19 protein-coding genes, 1 tRNA gene and 1 other RNA gene are annotated in these 20,304 nt (G+C 65.1%); 17 read left to right on the top strand and 4 right to left on the bottom strand.

The annotated features are described in order from the left end of the window. Nucleotides 1-13: 13 nt before the first annotated feature. Nucleotides 14-90 (bottom strand) — tRNA-Pro (locus tag ACQKOE_RS03835). A gap of 239 nt (nucleotides 91-329) precedes the next feature. Here ACQKOE_RS03835 and yajC point away from each other — a divergent pair. The 3 genes from yajC to secF are packed head-to-tail and all read left to right on the top strand — an operon-like array spanning nucleotide 330 to nucleotide 3,292. Then, nucleotides 330-662, top strand: coding sequence for a preprotein translocase subunit YajC (yajC, locus tag ACQKOE_RS03830; protein ID WP_427511631.1), 333 nt, complete (start codon nucleotides 330-332; stop codon nucleotides 660-662). Between the two features lie 33 nt (nucleotides 663-695). Then, on the top strand, nucleotides 696-2,291 hold the full coding sequence (gene secD, locus ACQKOE_RS03825; RefSeq protein ID WP_427511630.1) for a protein translocase subunit SecD: 1,596 nt from the start codon (nucleotides 696-698) through the stop codon (nucleotides 2,289-2,291). Nucleotides 2,292-2,302: 11 nt separating this feature from the next. Next, on the top strand, nucleotides 2,303-3,292 hold the full coding sequence (secF, locus tag ACQKOE_RS03820; protein WP_427511629.1) for a protein translocase subunit SecF: 990 nt from the start codon (nucleotides 2,303-2,305) through the stop codon (nucleotides 3,290-3,292). A gap of 51 nt (nucleotides 3,293-3,343) precedes the next feature. Here the strand turns inward: secF and ACQKOE_RS03815 are convergent, their stop codons facing one another. After that, nucleotides 3,344-3,916 carry a helix-turn-helix domain-containing protein gene (locus ACQKOE_RS03815; protein WP_427511628.1) on the bottom strand — a complete coding sequence of 191 codons (573 nt, stop codon included), beginning with the start codon at nucleotides 3,914-3,916 and terminating at the stop codon, nucleotides 3,344-3,346. A 96-nt stretch (nucleotides 3,917-4,012) separates the two neighbouring features. Between ACQKOE_RS03815 and ACQKOE_RS03810 the strand changes: the two genes are divergently transcribed. Together ACQKOE_RS03810 and ACQKOE_RS03805 are read left to right on the top strand one after the other, a co-directional pair. After that, complete coding sequence (locus ACQKOE_RS03810; RefSeq protein ID WP_427511627.1) at nucleotides 4,013-4,486, top strand: DUF6456 domain-containing protein; 474 nt, start codon at nucleotides 4,013-4,015, stop codon at nucleotides 4,484-4,486. 97 nt (nucleotides 4,487-4,583) lie between these two features. Beyond that, complete coding sequence (locus tag ACQKOE_RS03805; protein ID WP_427511626.1) at nucleotides 4,584-6,401, top strand: DUF885 domain-containing protein; 1,818 nt, start codon at nucleotides 4,584-4,586, stop codon at nucleotides 6,399-6,401. 4 nt (nucleotides 6,402-6,405) lie between these two features. Here ACQKOE_RS03805 and ACQKOE_RS03800 read toward each other — a convergent pair whose 3' ends face one another. After that, on the bottom strand, nucleotides 6,406-8,199 hold the full coding sequence (locus ACQKOE_RS03800) for an ABC-F family ATP-binding cassette domain-containing protein (RefSeq protein WP_427511625.1): 1,794 nt from the start codon (nucleotides 8,197-8,199) through the stop codon (nucleotides 6,406-6,408). A 77-nt stretch (nucleotides 8,200-8,276) separates the two neighbouring features. On the opposite strand from ACQKOE_RS03800, the gene ACQKOE_RS03795 reads away from it, so the two are divergent. From ACQKOE_RS03795 to ACQKOE_RS03780, 4 genes are all read left to right on the top strand, one after another. Then, a complete protein-coding gene (locus tag ACQKOE_RS03795; RefSeq protein WP_427511624.1) occupies nucleotides 8,277-9,119 on the top strand; it encodes an aminotransferase class IV in 843 nt (280 codons plus the stop codon). A 45-nt stretch (nucleotides 9,120-9,164) separates the two neighbouring features. Then, a complete protein-coding gene (locus ACQKOE_RS03790) occupies nucleotides 9,165-9,461 on the top strand; it encodes a PepSY domain-containing protein (protein ID WP_427511623.1) in 297 nt (98 codons plus the stop codon). A 67-nt stretch (nucleotides 9,462-9,528) separates the two neighbouring features. Next, nucleotides 9,529-10,206 carry a response regulator transcription factor gene (locus ACQKOE_RS03785; RefSeq protein WP_427511622.1) on the top strand — a complete coding sequence of 226 codons (678 nt, stop codon included), beginning with the start codon at nucleotides 9,529-9,531 and terminating at the stop codon, nucleotides 10,204-10,206. 28 nt (nucleotides 10,207-10,234) lie between these two features. Continuing rightward, the gene (locus ACQKOE_RS03780; protein WP_427511621.1) at nucleotides 10,235-11,599 is read left to right on the top strand and encodes a sensor histidine kinase; all 1,365 of its coding nucleotides are present in this window, start codon (nucleotides 10,235-10,237) and stop codon (nucleotides 11,597-11,599) included. Between the two features lie 3 nt (nucleotides 11,600-11,602). Here ACQKOE_RS03780 and ACQKOE_RS03775 read toward each other — a convergent pair whose 3' ends face one another. Further along, nucleotides 11,603-11,896, bottom strand: a complete 294-nt coding sequence (locus ACQKOE_RS03775; RefSeq protein ID WP_374589278.1) for a chorismate mutase — start codon at nucleotides 11,894-11,896, stop codon at nucleotides 11,603-11,605. Nucleotides 11,897-11,983: 87 nt separating this feature from the next. Between ACQKOE_RS03775 and ACQKOE_RS03770 the strand changes: the two genes are divergently transcribed. The 8 genes from ACQKOE_RS03770 (at nucleotide 11,984) to ACQKOE_RS03735 (ending at nucleotide 20,189) form a co-directional block, all read left to right on the top strand. Further along, nucleotides 11,984-13,000 (top strand): polyprenyl synthetase family protein, encoded by a 1,017-nt coding sequence (locus ACQKOE_RS03770; RefSeq protein ID WP_427511620.1) that lies wholly within the window; start codon nucleotides 11,984-11,986, stop codon nucleotides 12,998-13,000. Between the two features lie 165 nt (nucleotides 13,001-13,165). Continuing rightward, complete coding sequence (locus ACQKOE_RS03765) at nucleotides 13,166-13,465, top strand: DUF1153 domain-containing protein (protein WP_427511619.1); 300 nt, start codon at nucleotides 13,166-13,168, stop codon at nucleotides 13,463-13,465. 141 nt (nucleotides 13,466-13,606) lie between these two features. After that, nucleotides 13,607-14,623: an aldo/keto reductase gene (locus ACQKOE_RS03760; RefSeq protein ID WP_427511618.1), complete on the top strand. Its 1,017-nt coding sequence runs from the start codon at nucleotides 13,607-13,609 to the stop codon at nucleotides 14,621-14,623. Between the two features lie 257 nt (nucleotides 14,624-14,880). Further along, entirely contained in the window at nucleotides 14,881-17,376 is a 2,496-nt protein-coding gene (hrpB, locus tag ACQKOE_RS03755) for an ATP-dependent helicase HrpB (RefSeq protein ID WP_427511617.1), read from the top strand. Between the two features lie 46 nt (nucleotides 17,377-17,422). Beyond that, nucleotides 17,423-17,701, top strand: a complete 279-nt coding sequence (locus ACQKOE_RS03750) for an ETC complex I subunit (RefSeq protein ID WP_374589288.1) — start codon at nucleotides 17,423-17,425, stop codon at nucleotides 17,699-17,701. 196 nt (nucleotides 17,702-17,897) lie between these two features. Beyond that, nucleotides 17,898-17,992: signal recognition particle sRNA small type (gene ffs, locus ACQKOE_RS03745), an RNA gene on the top strand. Nucleotides 17,993-18,033: 41 nt separating this feature from the next. Further along, nucleotides 18,034-19,851, top strand: coding sequence for a DNA polymerase III subunit gamma/tau (locus ACQKOE_RS03740; RefSeq protein WP_427511616.1), 1,818 nt, complete (start codon nucleotides 18,034-18,036; stop codon nucleotides 19,849-19,851). Further along, nucleotides 19,851-20,189: a YbaB/EbfC family nucleoid-associated protein gene (locus ACQKOE_RS03735; RefSeq protein ID WP_374589292.1), complete on the top strand. Its 339-nt coding sequence runs from the start codon at nucleotides 19,851-19,853 to the stop codon at nucleotides 20,187-20,189. The genes ACQKOE_RS03740 and ACQKOE_RS03735 overlap by 1 nt, the downstream gene beginning before the upstream one ends. Nucleotides 20,190-20,304: the final 115 nt, after the last annotated feature.

Here is a 20,304-nt window from a genome sequence, read left to right as displayed (position 1 = left end):
TCGTTTGGAAAATTGGTCGGGACGAGAGGATTCGAACCTCCGACCCCCACACCCCCAGTGTGATGCGCTACCAGGCTGCGCTACGTCCCGACCGGTTCCGCTGCGGGCAGATGCACCGAAGCGAGGAGCGGGCCTATAGGCAGCGGCGGGGCGCTTGGCAAGCCGCTGAACGAAAGATCGCGGCAGGGTCTTGAAGGCGGGCGACAAGGCGCCATCTGTTGGGAATGCCGAGGGGGCGGCGCGTTGCTATCGCAAGGCATTGCTGCTAGGCGCCCGCAATTGCGTCCGGCGGTCCCGGACGCCCGTATTTCAGGGATCAAGACAAAGCCATGAGCAGCCAAGTCCTTCACCTTCTTTCCGCCGCTGCCGCCGGTGGCGATGCGCCGCCCGCCTGGACCAGCTTCGTGCCGCTCGTGGCGATGGTCGTGATCTTCTGGTTCCTGATCATCCGCCCGCAGATGCGCCGCCAGAAAGAGCACCAGAACAAGGTTGCCGGCCTGAAGAAGGGCGACCAGGTGCTGACCGGCGGCGGCCTGTTGGCCAAGGTCGTCAAGGTTGACGAGCACTATGCCGAACTGGAGCTGGGCCCCAACGTTCGCGTCAAGGCGCTGAAGTCGACCATTGCCGACGTGGTACCGCCTGCTGGCGCGGCCAACGACTGATCGCCCTGACCGGGTTCTGACGAAAGCTATTCCATGCTCGACTTTCCCTTGTGGAGGCGGTTGACGCTCTGGGCGATCACGATCGTGACCTGCCTTGCCGCGCTGCCCTCGATCTTTGCCGTTTCGAACGTTCCATGGCCCGCGCAGCTGATTGACCCCAAGGTTAACCTCGGCCTCGACCTGGCCGGGGGAAGCCACATCCTGCTTGAGGCAAGCGCGGACCAGATCCGCCGCCAGCGGCTGGATACGATGGCGGAAGACGTGCGCAACCGCTTGCGCCAGGCCAAGATCGCGGTGGGCGATATTTCGACCAAGGACGGAACGGTTTCCTTCATGGTCACCGATCCGGCCAAGGGCGATGCCGCGCGCGAGGCGCTGCAAACCCTGACCAGCGGTGCATCGATGTCGGGCCAGCGCGACTGGGACCTCAAGGTCGATGGCGGCAAGATCGTCCTCGCGCCGACCGAGGCCGGGATCAAGCAGGCGCAGTCGATGGCGATGGATTCCGCGACCGACGTCGTGCGCAAGCGTATCGACAAGATGGGTACGCGTGAACCGACGATCATCCGCCAGGGCGCGAACCGCATCGTGGTGCAGGTTCCGGGCCTGAAGGATCCGGCGGCGCTCAAGGCGCTGCTGGGGCAGACGGCCAAGCTGGAATTCAAGATGGTCGACCTGACCGCCGATCCCACCCTGGTGGCCCAGGGCATTGCTCCGGCGGGGTCGGAACTGCTGCCCTATGCCAATCCTGAAAAGGACGGCACGGGCCGCCTGGCCGTGCGCCGTTACGGCGGAATCAAGGGCGACCAGCTGACCAACGCCGTCGCCAGCAACGACGACCGCACCAACGAGCCGGTCGTGCAGATCACCTTCGACCAGGCGGGCGGGGCAAAGTTCGCGCGCCTGACGACCGAGAACGTGGGCAAGCCCTTTGCCATCGTGCTGGACGGCAAGGTCCTTTCCGCGCCCAACATCCAGGAGCCGATCCTGGGCGGTCAGGCCCGCATTTCCGGCAGCTTCACCAGCGAAAGCGCCAACCAGCTGGCCATTGCCCTGGTTTCTGGTGCACTTCCGGTCGACCTGAAGGTGGTAGAGGAGCGCTCGGTCGGTCCTGACCTGGGGGCAGACTCGATCCGCAAGGGCATGATTGCCATGGGCGTCGGCACCCTGGCGCTGATGATCTTCATCGCGGTCACCTACGGCCGGTTCGGCATGTATGCGAACGCCGCGCTGGCTATCAACGGCCTGATGATCCTGGGGATCATGTCGCTGCTTGACGCTACGCTGACCCTGCCGGGCATCGCCGGTTTCGTGCTGACAATCGGCGCGGCGGTGGACGCCAACGTGCTGATCAACGAGCGCATCCGCGAAGAACGGGCGCGCGGGCGCAAGGTCGTCCAGGCGGTCGATATGGGTTACAAGGAAGCCAGTCGCGCGATCTTTGACGCGAACATTACCAACATCATTGCGGCGGTGCTTATGTTCCTGATCGGCTCCGGCCCGGTCCGTGGCTTCGCGATCGTGCTGATGATCGGCATTGGCACCTCGGTGTTCACTGCCGTCTGGCTGACCCGCATGTGGGTGGCGGGCTATCTGCGCCGCAACCGCCCCAGCGACATCGTGCTTTAAGGAACTGTCCGATGAAACTCCTCAAACTCGTTCCGGACAATACCAACATCCGCTTCCTGCGCTGGCGGCTGCCGTTCTACATCGTCAGCACCCTGCTGATCATCGCCTCGTGGGGGCTGGTGGTGACCAAGGGCCTGAACCTGGGCGTCGATTTCATCGGCGGCCAGATGATCCGCGTCACCTACACCCAAAGCCCGGCCGCGCCGGTGGCGGAACTGCGCGAAAGCGTGGGGAAGTTGGGCTATGGCGAACCGATCATCCAGCAATTCGGCAAGCCGAACGAAGTGTCGATCCGGATGAAGCTGCCCGAAGGCTCGGACGAAAACACTGCGCTGGCTGACGAAATGGCCAAGAAGATCACCGCCACGGTCAAGGCCGCGCATTCCGATGCGCGGATCGACGGGGTGGACTCGGTTTCGGGCAAGGTTTCGGAAGAACTGGGCAAGCAGGGCGGCCTGGCCTTGCTTGCAGCCATGGCTGCCATCTCGATCTACATCTGGGTGCGGTTCGAATGGCAGTTCGGGGTGGGTGCGCTCTACGCGCTGGTTCACGACGTTTCGCTGACCATGGGCATGTTCGCGCTGACCCAGATGGAGTTTGACCTGAACATCGTCGCCGCGCTGCTGACGCTGATCGGGTATTCGCTGAACGATACCATCGTCATCTATGACCGTATCCGCGAGAACCTGAAGAAGTTCCGCCGGATGCCGATGCCTGAGCTGCTGGACCTTTCGGTCAACGAAACGCTCAGCCGCACCATGGTGACCTCGCTGTCGGTCCTGATCACCCTGTTCGCCCTGCTGCTGCTGGGTCCGGACGTGATCTTCGGCTTTACGGCTGCGATTACCCTGGGGATTTTCGTTGGCACCTACAGCTCGGTCTACATGGCCGCACCGATCCTGATCTGGCTGAAGGTCAAGCCGGACAGCTTCGTGCCGACCGAAACCGCGCTCGAACGCCAGGAGCGGCTGGCGCGCGAAGGCGGGGCCAGCAAGGCCTGAGGAAACAAGAGGCGGTTGGTGCAGATGCACTGACCGCCTTTTTCTTTTGAGTCAGAGCGGGCGGACCAGCATTTCCGCCGCGGCGATCCAGGCCGGATTGTCGACTACGATCTGGCGCTGGCCCGGATCCGGCGGCAGGATCGCCACGCGGGTTCCTTCCCGGTCGATCAGCCGCCCAAAGGCAAAGCGCCCGCCGGAGCGCGGGACCAGGACATCGCGGTTAAGCAGCTTGGCGGAAGATTCGACCGCAAACTGCCGCAGCCAGACCTGATCGCCCGCGCGGTAGAGTCCGGCGGGTGCCTCGACCGCCAGGACCACCAGATCGCCATCGCCCGCCAGTGCAGTTGGCAGGATCGCGTCGCGGACCGAGGGGAGGGCTTCCGCGCCCTCGCTGCCCAGCCGGGCGATGAAGCGCGGCTGGTCCGTTTCATCCGAACGCACCAGCAATTCGGGATCGACCCCCAGCGCCGCCGCAATCCGGTTCATCCAGGTCAGCGACAATTGCCGCGTTCCCGTCTCCAGCCGCCCGATGGTCTGCGCCGTTGTCGGCGGAACGCAGCGCGCGGCAACGTCGGCAAGGGTGAGTTTCTTCTCGCGCCGGATATCACGGATGCGGTTGATCACGCGGCTGATCCTTTAACCAATCTGGTTTTTCCGCTTTCCTACAAAGTGCCGCATTTGGCAAGTCCGGCCCCATTGGCACAAAGCGAGGATTCCAGCATGCAGCGTCACTTGGTCGAACGCGAACTTACCGAAGTCGGGCCGGGCACCTCTGCCCCGCGCAAGGGCAGGCGCTCCGTCACGGTCAACCTGGCGGAGAATCCGCTCAACTGGCTGCACGCGCGGGGCCACGTCAGCGACCGGCAATTGGCGGCGGGGGAGTGCCTGCGCCGCGATTTCGAACGTGCCCAGATCATGCCGGGGGTGACAATGCGGTGGGACCCGGTCCGCGTGCAGGGAAGCGGTGCGGATCGCCTGCTCAATGCCACCGAGCGGCAGATGGCAGCCCGCGGACGCTTTGACGGCGCGATTGCCGCCGCCGGACCGGACCTGTCGGACATCCTGTGGCGGGTCGTGTGCAGCGGAGAGGCATTGCCCGAGACGGAAAAGGCATTGGGCTGGCCAGTGCGGAGCGGCAAACTGGTGCTGCGTATCGCGCTGGACCGGGTTGCGGGTTTCTACCGCATCGGCTGACGCTCGTCGAAGCCATGCTGTCGCTGGTCGATGCGCTGGCCCCCGAGCCGCGTGCGCGAAGCAGGGTGGACAAAAGCGACATTCGAAGGAGCATGATATGGACCGGCGGCAATTTCTGGCATCGAGCGGCATGGCCGCACTGGCATTTGCGGCAGAACCGGTATTCGCCGCTGGCAAGGCAAGCGCCGGGGATACCCGTCTTCACGGCCTGCTGGATGCGGTGTTTCAGGACGGTATTGCCCGCTCGCCGGAATTCGCGACGTCGCTGGGCGTCGACAAGGGCAAGCTCGCCCACCTGCGCGGCGAACTCAGCCCGGCAACCGCCGCAGAGCGCTACGCCGACCTGGCGCGGAACCAGAACTGGCTCGGCAAGATCAAGGCTGTTTCAGACAGCGGCCTGAGCGAAGCCGGCAAGCGCCACCGGGCGCTGGCCATCTACCAGCTGGAACAGCGCACGATCGCGGCCGAGCGCTTCGATATCGACTCGGTCCAGCGCCCCTATCCGATCTTCCAGCAGGGCGGGGCCTACTTCTCGGTCCCCGATTTCCTGACCTCGCAGCACCCGGTGGAAAGCGCGGCGGATGGCGAGGCTTACCTCTCCCGCCTGAATGCCTTTGCCCGCGTGCTGGATGAGGACACGGCGGAGCAGCGCGCCCAGGCCGCGCGCGGCTTCGTCGCACCGGACTGGTCGCTGGACCTGACCCTGGGGCAGATCGCCAAGCTGCGCTCGCCCGCGGCGGCTGAAAGCACCATGGCGCGCTATCTGGGCGACAAGGCGAAGGCCAAGGGCCTGGCCGGAGACTGGCAGGACCGCGCAGCGAAGATCATCGATTCCGCTGTCTATCCCGCGCTCGACCGGCAACTCGCCATGCTGAAGGACCTGCGCGCGACCACGCAGGAGGGCGATGGCGCCTGGCGTCTGAAGCGGGGTGACGAAATCTACGCCGCAGCCCTGGCCCAGGCGACGACCACGGCAATGACCCCGGACGAAGTGCACGCCGCGGGGCTTGAGCAGGTTGCCGACATTTCGGCCAAGCTGGACGCGATCCTGAAGGACGCGGGCCTGACACAGGGCAGTGTGGGGGACCGGCTTACCGAACTCAACAAGCGTTCGGATCAGCTCTATCCCAATACCGACGAAGGCCGGAAAGCGCTGATCGACAGCCTCAACGCCGGGGTCGCCGACATGTGGCAGCGCCTGCCCAAGGCCTTTGCCGACATCCCGCGTCAGCCGCTCGAAATCCGCCGCGTTCCGGTCGACATCCAGGACGGCGCATCGAACGGTTATTACAACCGTGCTTCCCTGGATGGAACGCGCCCAGCGATCTACTGGATCAACCTGAAGGACAATGGCGACTGGCCAAAGTATTCACTGCCCGCCCTGACCTATCACGAAGGCGTTCCGGGTCACCACTTGCAGAATTCCTATTCGCAGCTGGCGGGCGACTTGCCGATGCTGCTGCGCAACATGTTCCTGTCGGCCTATGGCGAGGGCTGGGCGCTCTATGCCGAGCAGCTGGCGGACGAACTGGGGGCCTACAGCGGGATCGAGCGTGCTGGTTACCTGCAAAGCTTCCTGTTCCGCGCGGCGCGGCTGGTGGTCGACACCGGTCTCCACCACAAGCGCTGGAGCCGCGAACAGGCGACCGATTACATGGTGGTGACCACCGGCTTTGCCCGTCCGCGCAGCCAGCGTGAAGTGGAACGCTATTGCACGCAGATGGGGCAGGCCTGTTCCTACAAGATCGGCCACATGTCCTGGGTCCGCCAGCGCGAAAAGGCGCAGGCCGCGCTGGGCGACAAGTTCTCGCTCCCGTGGTTCCACGAAGTGCTGAAGGAAGGCGTGATGCCGCTTTCCATGTTCGAAGCGCGGATCGACCAGCGGGTGAAGGAACGGCTGGCCCTGAAGGTGTGAGGGCCTAGCCCTCCACCAGCTCCGCCAGTTCCAGCCAGCGTTCCTCGGCCGCGTCCTTTTCCGCGCGGGCCGTTTCGATGGCCTTGGTCAGCGCGGCGAAGCGGGCCGGATCGCGGGTGTAGAGCGCGGGGTCGGATAGCGCCGCTTCATCGCGGGCGATCTGGGCCAGCAGTTCCTCGATCCGGCCGGGCAGCAGGTCATAGTCCCGCTGGTCCTTGTAGGACAGCTTTGTCTTGCGCGGCGGCGGCGGAGCAGCAGACGGAGCGGCTGCGGTTTCCGGCGCGGTTTTGGCGGGCTTGACCGGGGCAGTGCGCTTCTGCCGTTTGGCCTCCCAATCGGCATAGCCGCCCGCGATGATGTCCACCTTGCCCGAGCCGTCGAGGCCGAGCGTGACCGTCACTGTCCGGTCAAGGAAGTCGCGGTCGTGGCTGACGATCAGGACAGTGCCGTCGTAATCGGCGATTACTTCCTGTAACAGGTCCAGCGTTTCCAGGTCGAGGTCGTTGGTCGGCTCGTCCAGCACCAGCAGATTTGATTTGCGGGCGAATTCGCGGGCCAGCAGCAGGCGGCTGCGCTCTCCGCCGGACAGGGTGCCGACGCGGGCATCGACCAGCCCCGGATCGAACAGGAAGTCCTTGAGGTAACCCTGGATATGCTTGCGCACCCCGCGCACGTCGATCCAGTCGCCCCCTTCGGCCAGCACGTCGCGCACGCGCTTTTCCGGGGCGAGCAGGCTGCGCTGCTGGTCGATCATCACGCCATGCAGCGTCTTGGCTAGCGTAACGGTGCCGCTGTCTGGTTCCAGTTCGCCGGTCAGCAGCTTGAGCAAGGTGGTCTTGCCCGAGCCGTTGGCTCCAACTAGGCCGATCCGGTCGCCGCGCTGGATGCGCAGCGAAAAGTCCTTGATGATCGTGCGGTCGCCGAACTTCTTGTTGACCTTGTCGGCCACGATGACCGCCTTGGTCTTCACTTCGTCGACCACCAGTTTCATCTTTGCCGCGCCCTGGGGGCTGAGCATGGCGGCCCGCTGGGCGCGCATTTCCCACAGCTTTTCCAGGCGGCCCTGGTTGCGCTTGCGCCGCGCGGTGACGCCGCGTTCCAGCCAGTGCGCCTCGATCTTCAGCTTGGCATCCAGCTTGTCGGCGGCGCGGGCTTCCTCGGCATAGACCTGTTCCATCCAGGCCTCGTAACCGCCAAAGCCGATTTCCTTGCGGCGCAGGCCGCCTCGGTCGAGCCACAGGGTCGCCTTGGTCAGCCGCTCCAGGAAGGTACGGTCATGGCTGATCACCACGAAAGCGCCGGTATAGCGGTTCAGCCAGGATTCCAGCCAGTCAATGGCGGCAAGGTCCAGGTGGTTGGTCGGCTCGTCCAGCAAGAGCAGGTCGGGGTCTGAGGCCAGCGCGCGCGCCAGAGCAGCGCGGCGGCGTTCCCCGCCGCTGGCGCTGTCGGCCTTGCGGGTCATGTCGATGCCCAGTTGCCCGGCAATCGCCTCCACCTCGTGCCGGGGCGGGGCGTCCTTGCCGGACAGGGCAAAGTCCATCAGCGTATCGAACCCGGTGAAGAACGGGTCCTGTTCGAGCATCACGATCTTCGTGCCGGGCTGGATCGAGCGCTTGCCCTTGTCTGCTTCGATCTGCCCGCCGATCAGGCGCAGCAGCGTGGTCTTGCCCGCGCCGTTGCGGCCGATCAGGGCCAGGCGGTCACGCGGGGCGATATGAATGTCGAGATCGCGGAACAGCCAGCCTGAGCCTTGCTGGAGGCTTAGTCCCTCCCACGATAGAATTGGTGCTGCGGCCATGGTCCGCGCGCCCTAGATCAAAACGGCGCCGCAGAGAAGGGTTTGACAGCCACGCCGCGTTGGGGAAGGGACAGGTGATGCGTACAGTCTGGCTAAACGGCGAATTCATCCCCGAAACCGAAGCGCGGATTTCGATCTTCGACCGCGCCTTGCTGTTCGGGCAGGGGGTCTATGAAGTATCCCCGGTGCTCGATGGACATTTCTGCAACTGGCCGCACCATGCCGCCCGGCTGGAGCGGAGCAAGGCTGCCACGCGGATTGCCGACGATACCGACTGGCCCAGCGTCCTGGCGGAATTGATCGCGCGCAACGATCTGGTGGAAGGGCGCGTCTATTTGCAGATCACCGGCGGCGCGCCGGATGACCGCGACTTCCTCTCCCCCGTGCCGGCTGCGCCGCCGAACCGCTTTGCCTTTACCCAGGCGGCGCGGCTGATCGACAATCCGGTGGCGCAAAAGGGGCTGCGGGTCATGCTGCACCCGGAAGGCCGCTGGGCGGTCCGCTCTGCCAAGACCACGCAGCTGCTCTATTCTGTCCTCGCCAAGGAAGCCGCGCGCGAAGCGGGCGTGGACGATGCCTGGTTCGTACAGGACGGACTGATTACCGAACAGACCAGCGCCAATGCCCACATCATCGATGCGCGCGGCGTGTTGGTGTCGCATCCGGTCGATCATGGCGTTCTGCCGGGCGTGACCCGGATTTGCGCCCTGCAAATCGCGCGGGACATGGGCCTTGCCATCGAGGAGCGGCCGTTTTCGCCGGACGAACTGTTTGCAGCGCGGGAGGCTTTCGTCTCGGCCGCAGGATCGCTGGTCCTGCCCGTGGTGGAAGTGGACGGACGGCCCATCGCTGGCGGCGCACCCGGCCGGATTACTGCGGAAATCCGCAGCCGCTACATCGCCTTGCTGCGCGCTGGCTAGGTCATTCAGTTGATGTTCAAGGGTTTGCCCATACCTGCGGCAGTCATGAAGAAGTCTTTCCTCCTCCCTTTGGCGATTGCGCTGTGCCTGCCGGCGGTTCCTGCCGTGGCTGGTCCTGGCGACGCGCAGGAAAAGGCGCGCAAGGACTTGCGCTCCGGCTCGGTCCGCCCGCTGCGCGAGATCGAGCAGCGGGTACTGCCGATGATGCGCGGCGCGCAGTACCTGGGGCCGGAGTATGATCCGGTCGCCCAGGCCTATCGCCTGAAGTTCATCCGCGACGGGCGCGTGATCTTCGTCGATGTCGATGCGCGCTCGGGCGAAGTGATGCGCACCCTGCAATAGTGCCGCTTGCTTGACCTCCTTGGGGTTTGTCCCCATCTGTTCAGCTGATAATCTAGGGGAAGACGCAATGCGCATCCTGATCGTCGAGGATGAACCCACCCTCGGCAAGCAACTGAAATCCACGCTGGAAGCCACTGGCTATGCCGTCGACCTTTCGACCGACGGCGAAGACGGCCATTTCATGGGCTCCACGGAGGATTATGACGCGGTCGTGCTCGATCTGGGCCTGCCCGAAATCGACGGGCTGACCGTGCTCGGCATGTGGCGCAAGGAAGGGCGCAAGTTCCCCGTCCTGGTCCTGACCGCGCGGGATAGCTGGTCGGACAAGGTGGCAGGGCTGGATGCGGGCGCGGACGACTATCTGGCCAAGCCGTTCCAGACCGAGGAACTGATCGCCCGCCTGCGCGCGTTGATCCGCCGTGCCTCGGGCAATACCTCAAGCGAGCTGACCGCAGGCGACGTGCGGCTGGATACCCGTTCGGGCCGCGTGACGCTGAATGGCGAGCCGGTCAAACTGACCGCGCAGGAATACAAGCTGTTGTCCTACCTGCTGCACCACAAGGGCAAGGTGGTCAGCCGTACCGAGCTGATCGAACACATCTACGACCAGGATTTCGACCGGGATTCGAACACCATCGAAGTCTTCGTCACCCGCATCCGCAAGAAGCTGGGTCCGGATGTGATCACCACGATCCGCGGGCTGGGCTATAGCCTGGACGACCCCGCTGGTCCGGGCCGAGGCTGATCGCTTTCATCCGTAACGCGGCAGTCCGGTGACCCCTGTTCCACCATCGCGCATCGCGCACACCGGTTCGCTTTCGCGCCGCATTCTGCTGATTTCCGCGGTTTGGATCGGGGTGCTGCTGCTGGGCGGTGGGATCGCGCTGGATCGGACGCTGACCAATCTGGTCACGCGCAATTTCGATGCGCAGCTTTCCAACCTGCTCAACGGCATGATCGCTTCTGCCGAAGTCGGCCCGGATGGCGAGGTGTTCCTGAACCGCCCGCTGGGGGACCAGCGGCTGCTGGAGCCGAACAGCGGGCTGTACTGGCAGATCCGGGGCGATGGGCATGACGATTTCCCTTCGCGCTCGCTGTGGGATCGGACCCTGAACGTGCGCGCCAATCACCTGGACAAGGACGCGCATATCTATGACAGCAACCAGTTTCCCGGCGAACCGCTGCGGGTGATCGAACGCTCGATCCGCCTGCCGGGAAGCGATACGCTGTGGTGGTTCAGCGTGGCCGAGCGCCGCGCCGAACTGGACGACCAGATCGGGCGCGTGCGGCGCATCCTGGTGCGCAGTTTTGCCGTGCTGGGGTTGGGCCTGCTGATCATGGCGATGTTGCAGACCTGGCTTGGCCTTGGCCCCTTGCGCGGGGTGCGGCTGGCGATCCAGAAGATGCGCAGTTCCGGCGCCAACCGCGTGACCGAGCCTCTGCCGCTGGAAGTGCAGCCCCTGGTGGAGGAACTGAACGGCCTGCTCGCCCATACCGAACGCCAGGCCGAAGAAGCGCGCACCCATGCGGGGAACCTGGCTCATGCGCTGAAGACCCCGCTCACCGTGGTGATGAACGCCGCGACGGCCAAGGCTCCAGACCTGGCCGATACGGTCATCCGCGAAGCCGCAGTCATGCGCCGCCAGGTCGATCACCACTTGGCCCGCGCCCGCGCGGTGGGCAGGCGCGGGGCTGGGCAGGCGCGTTCGAACGTGGCCGAAAGCGTCGAGGCCGTGCTGCGCGCGGTGACCGTGCTCTATGATCAGACCCGCTTTGATCTGGACGGAAAGCGCGACGCGCTGGTCGCCATCGAACGGCAGGACCTGGACGAAATCCTGGGCAATCTGATCGAGAATGCGGCGAAGTACGGCGGCGGCTCCGTCTTCGTCACCATCGACCCGACCGAAGAGCGGGACTGGTGTGAGGTCTGGGTGGAGGACGACGGCATGGGCATTCCCGCTGCCGAACGCACCCGCATTTTCGATCGCGGCGCGCGGCTGGATACCAGCAAGCCGGGCACCGGTCTGGGCCTGGCCATCGTGCGGGACGTGGCCGAAATCTACGGCGGTTCAGTCCTGCTGGAAGAAAGCGAGGACCTGGGCGGCTTGCTGGTGAAACTGCGCCTGCCCAGGGCCTGAGGGTTACTTGGCCGCTGCCTGTTCGTGGTGGCGGATTACTTCCTGGATGATGAAGCGCAGGAACTTTTCCGAGAATTCGGGATCGAGGTGGGCATCCTCCGCCAGTTTGCGCAGCCGCGCGATCTGGCGTTCTTCACGGCCAGGATCACTGGCAGGCAAGGCTTTTTCGGCCTTATAGGCACCCACCGCCTTGGTAATGCGAAAGCGTTCGGCCAGAATATGGATCAAAGCGGCATCGATATTATCAATCGACGAGCGGAAGCTGGCGAGTACGGGATCGGGCTGGTTTTCGGACATATTCGTCCCGCTAGCATGACTTTTCGCGCAAGACCATTGCCTGCTTTGCACTTGCAAACCGCGCAATGCCGTTTCAAGGGCTGGCTTATGAGCGCCGACGTAATACCCCTTCGCCCGCGGGACAGCCAGCCTTCGCTGAACCCGATCATGGCGCTGACCGCGCAGGGCATGAATTCCGTCAACCAGGTGATCCTGGAACGGATGCAGAGCGAAATCCCGCTGATCCCGGCGCTGGCCGGTCACCTGATCGCGGGCGGGGGCAAGCGGATGCGCCCGATGCTCACCCTGGCCGGGGCCGCGCTGTGCGATTATCACGGCACCCGCCATCACAAGCTGGCCGCAGCGGTGGAATTCATCCACACCGCAACCTTGCTGCACGACGATGTTGTCGATGGCAGCGAAATGCGCCGGGGCAAGGCGGCGGCGAACCTCATTTTCGGCAATCCCGCCACGGTGCTGGTCGGCGATTTCCTGTTCACCCGCAGCTTTGAACTGATGGTGGAAGACGGCAGCCTGAAAGTGCTGAAGATCCTCTCCAACGCCAGCTCCGTCATCAGCGAGGGCGAAGTCGATCAGTTGACCGCCGCGCGGCAGGTCGAAACGACCGAGGAGCGCTATCTCAACATCATCGGCTCCAAGACGGCTGCCCTGTTTGCGGCGGCGACGCGAATTGCCGCCGTCGTCGCGGAAAAGAGCGAGGCCGAGGAACGCGCTCTGGAAGACTATGGCCGCAACCTGGGCATTGCCTTCCAGCTGGTTGACGACGCGATGGACTACGATTCCGACAGCGCCGAAATGGGCAAGGGCCGGGGCGATGACTTCCGCGAAGGGAAAATGACCCTGCCGGTGATCCTGGCCTATGCGCGCGGGACGGACGAAGAGCGCGCCTTCTGGAAGGCCGCGATCCAAGGGCACCGTACTTCGGATGCCGACCTGGCCCATGCGATAGAACTGATCGCGCGCCACGATGCGGTAAACGAAACGCGGGAACGCGCCCGCCATTTCGCGGCCCGCGCGATCAACGCGATTGCGATCTTCCCGCCCAGCGAAGCCCGCGCCGCGATGGGCGAGGCGGCAGAGTTTGCTGTCGCCCGCCGTACCTGATCACCACTTACCGCCGTTACCCTTCAATCCGCCGTTTTCCGCCCTTTCCGGGCGGTGAGCGGTTGCATCTGTTTAGGCGATCTTAACCAGTAAAACCCACTGTCGAACTTGCTTGGGGGCCCAAACCGGATCCGTTTTACGGGTCGCTGTCACAAGGGCCGAAAAATGATCGAATACCAGAATGCTCGCCAGAACCCGAACCTCGGGGGCGGGCAGGACGAACCTGACTTGCCGCCGCGCAACACCACGCGGTGGGTTGCCCGCCGCAAGGCGCAGGTTGTTACCGCAGTCGAAACCGGCGCGCTCAGCATCGGCGAAGCGATGGAGCGATACAGGCTGAGCCTGGAAGAGTTCCAATCGTGGCAGCGCGCGCTGGACCGCAGCGGCGTGGCTGGCCTGCGCATCGCCGCAGCCCAGCGCCGCCGCAAGGAGAACCCGCCAAAGCTGGTGCTGGTAAAGCACTGATCCCGCAATCCCGCCCCGCGTGCTGCCATTCTGGATCGTGGCAAAGCGCGGGGCTTGACCCGTGCGGCAAACCGTTTCACCCAGTTGCAAACACGAACCGGGTTTTGAAAAGCCCGTCTTGGAATCTGGGGAGAATACCGCATGCAACGCCGCCGCCTGGGCAAATCCGCCATCGTCGTATCCGACATCTGCATGGGCACCATGACTTTCGGCAGCCAGACCGACGAGGCCGAGGCGCTGCGCATTCTGGACCAGTGCTTTGAAGCCGGGATCGATTTCTACGACACGGCGGAAGGCTATCCCGTGCCGCCCGATCCCAAATATGTCGGCCGGACCGAGGAAATCGTCGGCAAGTGGCTCAAGACCAAGCCGCGCGATGCGATCATCTTGGCCACCAAGGTTTCCGGCCCCAGCCACGTCTGGTTCCGCAGCCCCAAGCGCGAAGGCATGACCGCGCTGGACCGCCGCAACATCATGGTCGCCGTGGAAGAGAGCCTGAAGAAGCTCGGCACCGACTACATCGACCTCTACCAGACCCACTGGCCCGATCACGAACTGCCCTATGACGAGACGATGGAAGTGCTCGACGAACTGGTCCGCGACGGCAAGGTCCGCATTGTCGGCTGCTCGAACGAAACCAGTTGGGGCCTGATGAAGTCGATCCAGACGGCGGAGCGGCTGGGGACGGTGCGCTATCAGACGATCCAGAACAATTTCAGCCTGAACAACCGCCGGTTCGAGGATGAACTGGCCCAGGTCTGCCGGATGGAGGGAGTCAGCCTGATCCCCTATTCGCCGATTGGCGGCGGGGTGCTTTCGGGCAAGTACCAGGGCGGCGCGCGCCCCGATGGTGCGCGCTTCAGCAAGTATCTGGCGATGGAAGGGCGGCAGGCCGCCATGGGGCGCCGCTTCGTCAACGAACAGTCGCTTGCCTCGACCGAACGCTTCATGGCGATTGCCGCCGAAGCCGGGATGAGCCCGGTGACCATGGCCGTTGCCTGGTCCAAGCAGCATGACTTCGTCGCCTCGACCATTGTCGGCGTCAGCAAGCAGGACCAGGTCGCGGAGATCCTTGCCGCAGCGGATCTGGTCCTGCCGGACGACGTGATGAAGGCCATCGACAAGGTCAGCCGGGAAATCCGCTACCCGATGGGGTGAGGGGCGCGGACTTGGCCTTAGAAACGCGTCACCCTGAACTTGTTTCAGGGTCCATGGCGCGTTCAGCCCTGCCGCTTCTTGACGCGGGCAAGGTCGCGTCGTTGGCTGATCCCGGCTTTCGGGAGCGCTTCCGGCCCGATGGACCCTGAAACGAGTTCAGGGTGACGAAATTATGGGTGCGGGGCAGGGCGCACCTGCAGATTCCGCTCGTCCTGAGCTTGTCGAAGGACTGCCTTTTCTTCTAGCGCAGAGGCGCAATGTCCGAAGCGCTGCCGATCCACGCCGTCCTGCCCGACCTGCTCGCCGCCTTGCGCGAGCGGGAGAACGCCGTGCTGATCGCGCCGCCGGGGGCGGGCAAGACCACTTCGGTGGCCACCGCTCTGCTCGACCAGCCATGGTGCAGCGGCAGCGTCATCTTGCTCTCCCCGCGCCGCGTGGCTGCGCGAGCAGCGGCGGAGCGCATGGCGGACCTCCTGGGCGAGGCTCCGGGTGAAACGGTCGGTTACCTGACCCGGCTCGACAGCAAGAAGTCCGCGCGCACCCGCGTTCTGGTGATGACCGAAGCGATCTTCGTCGCGACCATCCTGAACGATCCCGAACTGGCGGGCGTATCGGCTGTGCTGTTCGACGAAGCGCACGAACGCCACCTCGATTCAGACCTAGGCCTGGCTTTGGCGATCGAGAGCCAGGCAGTCCTGCGTCCGGACCTGCGCTTGCTGGTGATGAGCGCCACGATCGATGGCGCGCGCTTTGCCAGCCTGCTGGGCGACGCGCCGGTGATCGAAAGCGCGGGCAAGGCCTATCCGCTGGAAATCCGCTGGCTCGGCGCACGGCCCGAACTACGGATCGAGGAGGCCATGACCAGCGCGATCCTGACCGCCTGGCGGGGGCAGCAGGGCGACGTGCTGGCCTTCCTGCCCGGTGTGGGAGAGATCGAACGCGTACGAGAACGGCTGGCGGAAAAGCTGCCCTCGGCCCTGGTCCTGCCGCTGCATGGGCAGTGCGAACCGGCGGACCAGCGCGCGGCCATCCGCCGCGATCCGGAAGGGCGGCGCAGGATCGTCCTGGCCACGGCGATTGCCGAAACCTCACTGACGCTGGACGGCGTTTCGGTGGTGGTCGATGCCGGTCTGTCGCGGCGGGCGGAGTTTGACAAGGCGGCGGGTGTCACCCGGCTGGTCACGCACCGCGCCTCACAGGCCGCAGCCGCCCAGCGCGCGGGCCGCGCCGCGCGGCAGGGGCCGGGCGTGGCTTATCGCCAGTGGGAGGAGGCGGCGCACGCGGGACGCGCGCCTTTCGATCCACCGGAAATGCTGACGTCGGACCTTGCGCCGCTGCTGCTCAGCCTGGCGCAATGGGGCACGAACGAGCCTGCTGCCTTGCCGTGGCTCGATCCCCCGCCTGCAGCAGCCTTGGCCGCTGCCCGGCAGACGCTGCAATCGCTGGGTGCGCTTGACGGGGAAGGGCGGATTACTCCGCACGGGCGCAGCATGGCTGGCCTGCCGATGGCACCGCAATTGGCGCATATGCTGCTTTATGCTGCGCAGCACGGCGCGGCGCGGGATGCAGCATTTCTGGCCCTGCTGCTTCAGGAACGCGGGCTGGGTGGGCGAAGCGACGACCTGGCCGCGCGGCTGGATCGCTGGCTTGGCGACCGCAGCCCCCGCGCTAGTCAGTCGCGCAAACTGGCGGAGCGGTGGGAGCGACTGGTGCTGGGGCTTCGACAAGCTCAGCCGGAGCGGGACGGGTTTCAAAACTCCGCTCAGCCTGAGCCTGTCGAAGGCGCGTCGCTTCCGCTCGGCATCCTCCTTGCCGAAGCCTGGCCGGAAAACATCGCCCGCCGCCGCGACTCCTCTGGCGAACACTGGCTGACCGCTGGCGGCCGGGGATTGCGGCTCGATCCCGCATCGCCCTTGGCCCGCGCCGAATGGCTGGCAGTGGGCGAAGCGCAAGGTGAGGCCAAGGGCGCCCGGATCACCGGCGCGATTGCCTTTACCGAAGCGGAAGTAACCCGCTGGCTGGCGCACCGGATCGAACGGCGCAGCACCCTGCGCTGGGTGCCGGAAGATGGCCGGGTCGAGGCGCTGCTGGAATCGCGGCTGGGCGCCATCACCCTGTCGCGCGGGCCCGATCCCGCGCCCGATCCGGCGGCGATCCGCGCCTTCCTGCTGGACAAGGTCCGCGCCGAGGGGCTGGGCCTGCTGCCGCTATCGAAGGCGAGCCTGAACCTGCTGCGCCGCGCGCGCTATGCCGGGATTGCGGCCCTGTCGGACGAGGCGTTGCTGGCCGAGGCGGAGGATTGGCTGGGCCCACTGCTGGGACGGCGGCTGGATCAGCTTGATCCGGCGAAGTTGCACGATGCCCTGCGGGCGCGGCTGGACTATGCGGCGCAGCAAGCGCTGGAGCGGCTGGTTCCTGCGCAGTTCACCAGTCCGGCGGGCACCGGCCATGCCATCGACTATGACGATCCGGGCGGGCCTTCGGTGGAGCTGCGGGTCCAGGCGCTGTTCGGGCTGGACCGTCATCCCGGCTTTGGCCAGCCGCCCCAGCCTTTGCTGCTCAAACTGACCGATCCCGGCGGAAAGCCGGTCCAGACCACGCGCGATCTGCCCGCATTCTGGCGCGGATCGTGGCGCGACGTGGTGAAGGACATGAAGGGCCGTTATCCCAAGCACCGCTGGCCCGATGAGCCGTGGACCGAGGTGGCCAGCCTCAAGACCAAGAACGCCTTCAACGCGGCGAAGCGGGGATAAGCGGTCAGGGCTTGATTTCTGCGGCGATTCGACGCAATCGCGCCTCATGTCTGCACGCATTTACCAGCGCCCCAAGAATGCCATGCAATCCGGCAAGGCCCGGATGGATGAATGGCTGCTCGAATTCGATCCGGCAGAGGCCAAGCGCCCCGATCCGGTGATGGGCTGGGCCGGCTCTGGCGATACCCAGAGCCAGGTGACGCTGAAATTCGCGAGCCAGGCCGAAGCGGTCGCCTATGCTGACAAGCATGGCATTTCCGCCGTGGTGCACGCCACGCCGCCGCGCCGCCTGAAAATCCAGGCCTATGCGGACAACTTCCGCTGATCCAGAACCAGCGCTGCTTGGGCTAAGTTAGGGAAGCGGGCCCTTCAATTGCCCGGGTCGCAGTAGACAATTGCGAACCCGCTTCCTGGCCTCCAGCGGAGAACCTCGACTACCCTGAAAGGGCGTGTCGAGCCTTTGCTTACCACGCCGAATCGCAGAGGGCTTGCGCAAACGCGACAGCGCCGCCATATGCGCGGCGGGAGTCGGTCGGACGTTTGCGCTCGCCAACCTGGTCAGGTCCGGAAGGAAGCAGCCACAACGGGTTGCGGCGGGTCGGCCGGCTCCTTTTCTCCCTTCGACAAAAATGAACCCAACGCCTAATCTGGCGCACGATGGACGATTCCCCCGAGACCTACGGCGAAGAGCCTCAAGACCTTGCACCGACCGCCGCCGAACTGGAGGCGGCTGGGCAGTCTTCGATGTTCGGCACGCCAGAGCCTGCGCCTGCGCCTGCGCCTGCGCCTGCACCTGTGCCCGCTCCGCCGGTCAGCGCCCCAGCGCCTGCGGTCCCTGCCGCTCCGGCGCAGCCCTATCGCGTGCTGGCGCGCAAGTACCGCTCGCAGACCTTTGCCGAGCTGATTGGCCAGGAAGCCATGGTTCAGACCTTGGCGAATGCGATCAAGCGTGACCGGCTGGCCCATGCCTTCCTGATGACCGGGATTCGCGGGGTCGGCAAAACCTCGACCGCGCGGCTTATCGCCAAGGCGCTCAACTGCGTCGGGCCGGACGGGCAGGGCGGGCCGACCATCGACCCCTGCGGCCAGTGCGAACCGTGCCAGGCCATTGCCGAAGGTCGCCACATCGACGTGATCGAAATGGACGCCGCCAGCCATACCGGCGTGGACGACGTGCGCGAGATCATCGAGGCGGTGCGCTATGCCGCCGTATCGGCGCGCTACAAGATCTACATCATCGACGAAGTTCACATGCTCAGCCGCAACGCGTTCAACGCGCTGCTCAAGACGCTGGAAGAGCCGCCGGCCCATGTGAAGTTCCTGTTCGCCACGACTGAAGTGGAAAAGCTGCCGGTGACGGTCCTGTCACGCTGCCAGCGGTTCGACCTGAAGCGGATTCCGGCGCCGATGCTCGCCGATCACTTTGCGATGATCTGCGGCAAGGAAGGGGTTGAGGCGGAACCCGAGGCTCTGGCGATGATCGCGGCTGCAGCCGAAGGTTCGGCGCGCGATGGCCTCTCGATCCTGGACCAGGCGATTGCCCATGCCGATCTGGGCGGGGATAGCCGGGTTACGGCGGAGCAGGTCCGCGACATGCTGGGTCTGGCCGACAAGAGCGCGCAGCGGCGGTTGTTTGCCGCTCTGCTGGCCGGTGACGGAGCCGGGCTGCTGGACCTGATCGACCAGCAATTCGCCCTGGGGGTAGAGCCGCTTGCCCTGATGCGCACGGCGATGGAACTGACTCACCGCGTGACGGTGGCTCAATTGGGCAAGGGCGCTGTCGACGCGATTTCCGACGAAGAGCGCAGCGCGATTGCCGAGTGGTCGGAAAAGCTGACGGCCGGACAATTGCACCGCCTGTGGCAATTGCTGCTGAAGGGCCATGACGAAGTTCGCGGCGCGCCTGATCCGCTGGTCGCGGCCAAGATGGCGCTGCTCAGGGTCCAGCACGCGGCGGACATGCCCGATCCGGGCAGTCTGGCCCGCAAGCTTGAGGAAATTGCGGCGCGCGGGCCGGTTGCGGCACCTGCGGGCGAGGGCGGTTCAGCACCCGCTGCCGCTCAAGCTCCAGCTCCGGTGGCGCAAGCGCTGGACTGGGCGACTGTCATCAATACGGTGGAGCAGTCCGGCCAGTTCCGCATGTCGCAGCTGATGCACGATTGGGTGCGGGTGATCTCGCTTGCGCCGGGTGAACTGATCTACAGCCTTGTGCCGGGCTATCCGGGCGATGCCACGGCGGAGCTGCGCGATGCCTTGCTCCGCGCCACTGGTGAACGCTGGACCGTGACGCGCGGCGAGGGCGAGGCCCGGCCCAGCCTGAAGGAAGAAAAGGACGCCCAGAAGGATGCGGCCCGCGCCGCCGTTCTGGCCGATCCGCTGGTGGAAGCCGCTTTTGCCGCTTTCCCCAATGCCGAACTGATTGAAGAAGGCCCGGATGCCCGCGTTGCGAGCATGGGCTCCAGATGGAGAAACTGATGAAGTCGATGGAAGAGATGCTCAAGGCCGCTCAGCAAGCTGCCGAGACCATCCAGAAGCAAATGACCGAAATGCAGTCCAAGCTTGACGCCATGGAGGTGGAGGGCACGGCTGGCGGCGGTCTGGTCAAGATCCGCTGCTCGGCCAAGGGGCGCGTGATCGGCGTGTCCATCGATGAAAGCCTGCTTCAGCCCAGCGAGAAGGGCATCGTCGAGGACCTGATCGCCGCCGCCTTCAACGATGCGCGAACCAAGGCCGATGCCGTTTCCAACGAGGAAATGACCAAGATGCAGGGCGGCATGGGCCTGCCGCCGGGGTTCAAGCTGCCGGGGATGTGAGTTCAAGAAATCAGTCCTTCGACAAGCTCAGGACGAGCGCAGATCGAGGACCAGCGACAAATTCACGCTCATGCTGAGCTTGTCGAAGCATCGTTCTTGCTTTCGACAAGCTCAG

This window comes from Novosphingobium sp. NPDC080210, from assembly GCF_050281025.1.
In the GTDB taxonomy this organism is placed as follows: domain Bacteria; phylum Pseudomonadota; class Alphaproteobacteria; order Sphingomonadales; family Sphingomonadaceae; genus Novosphingobium.
The sequence above is the reverse complement of the archived record's forward strand: the minus strand, read 5'-3'. Positions and strand labels throughout refer to the sequence as shown.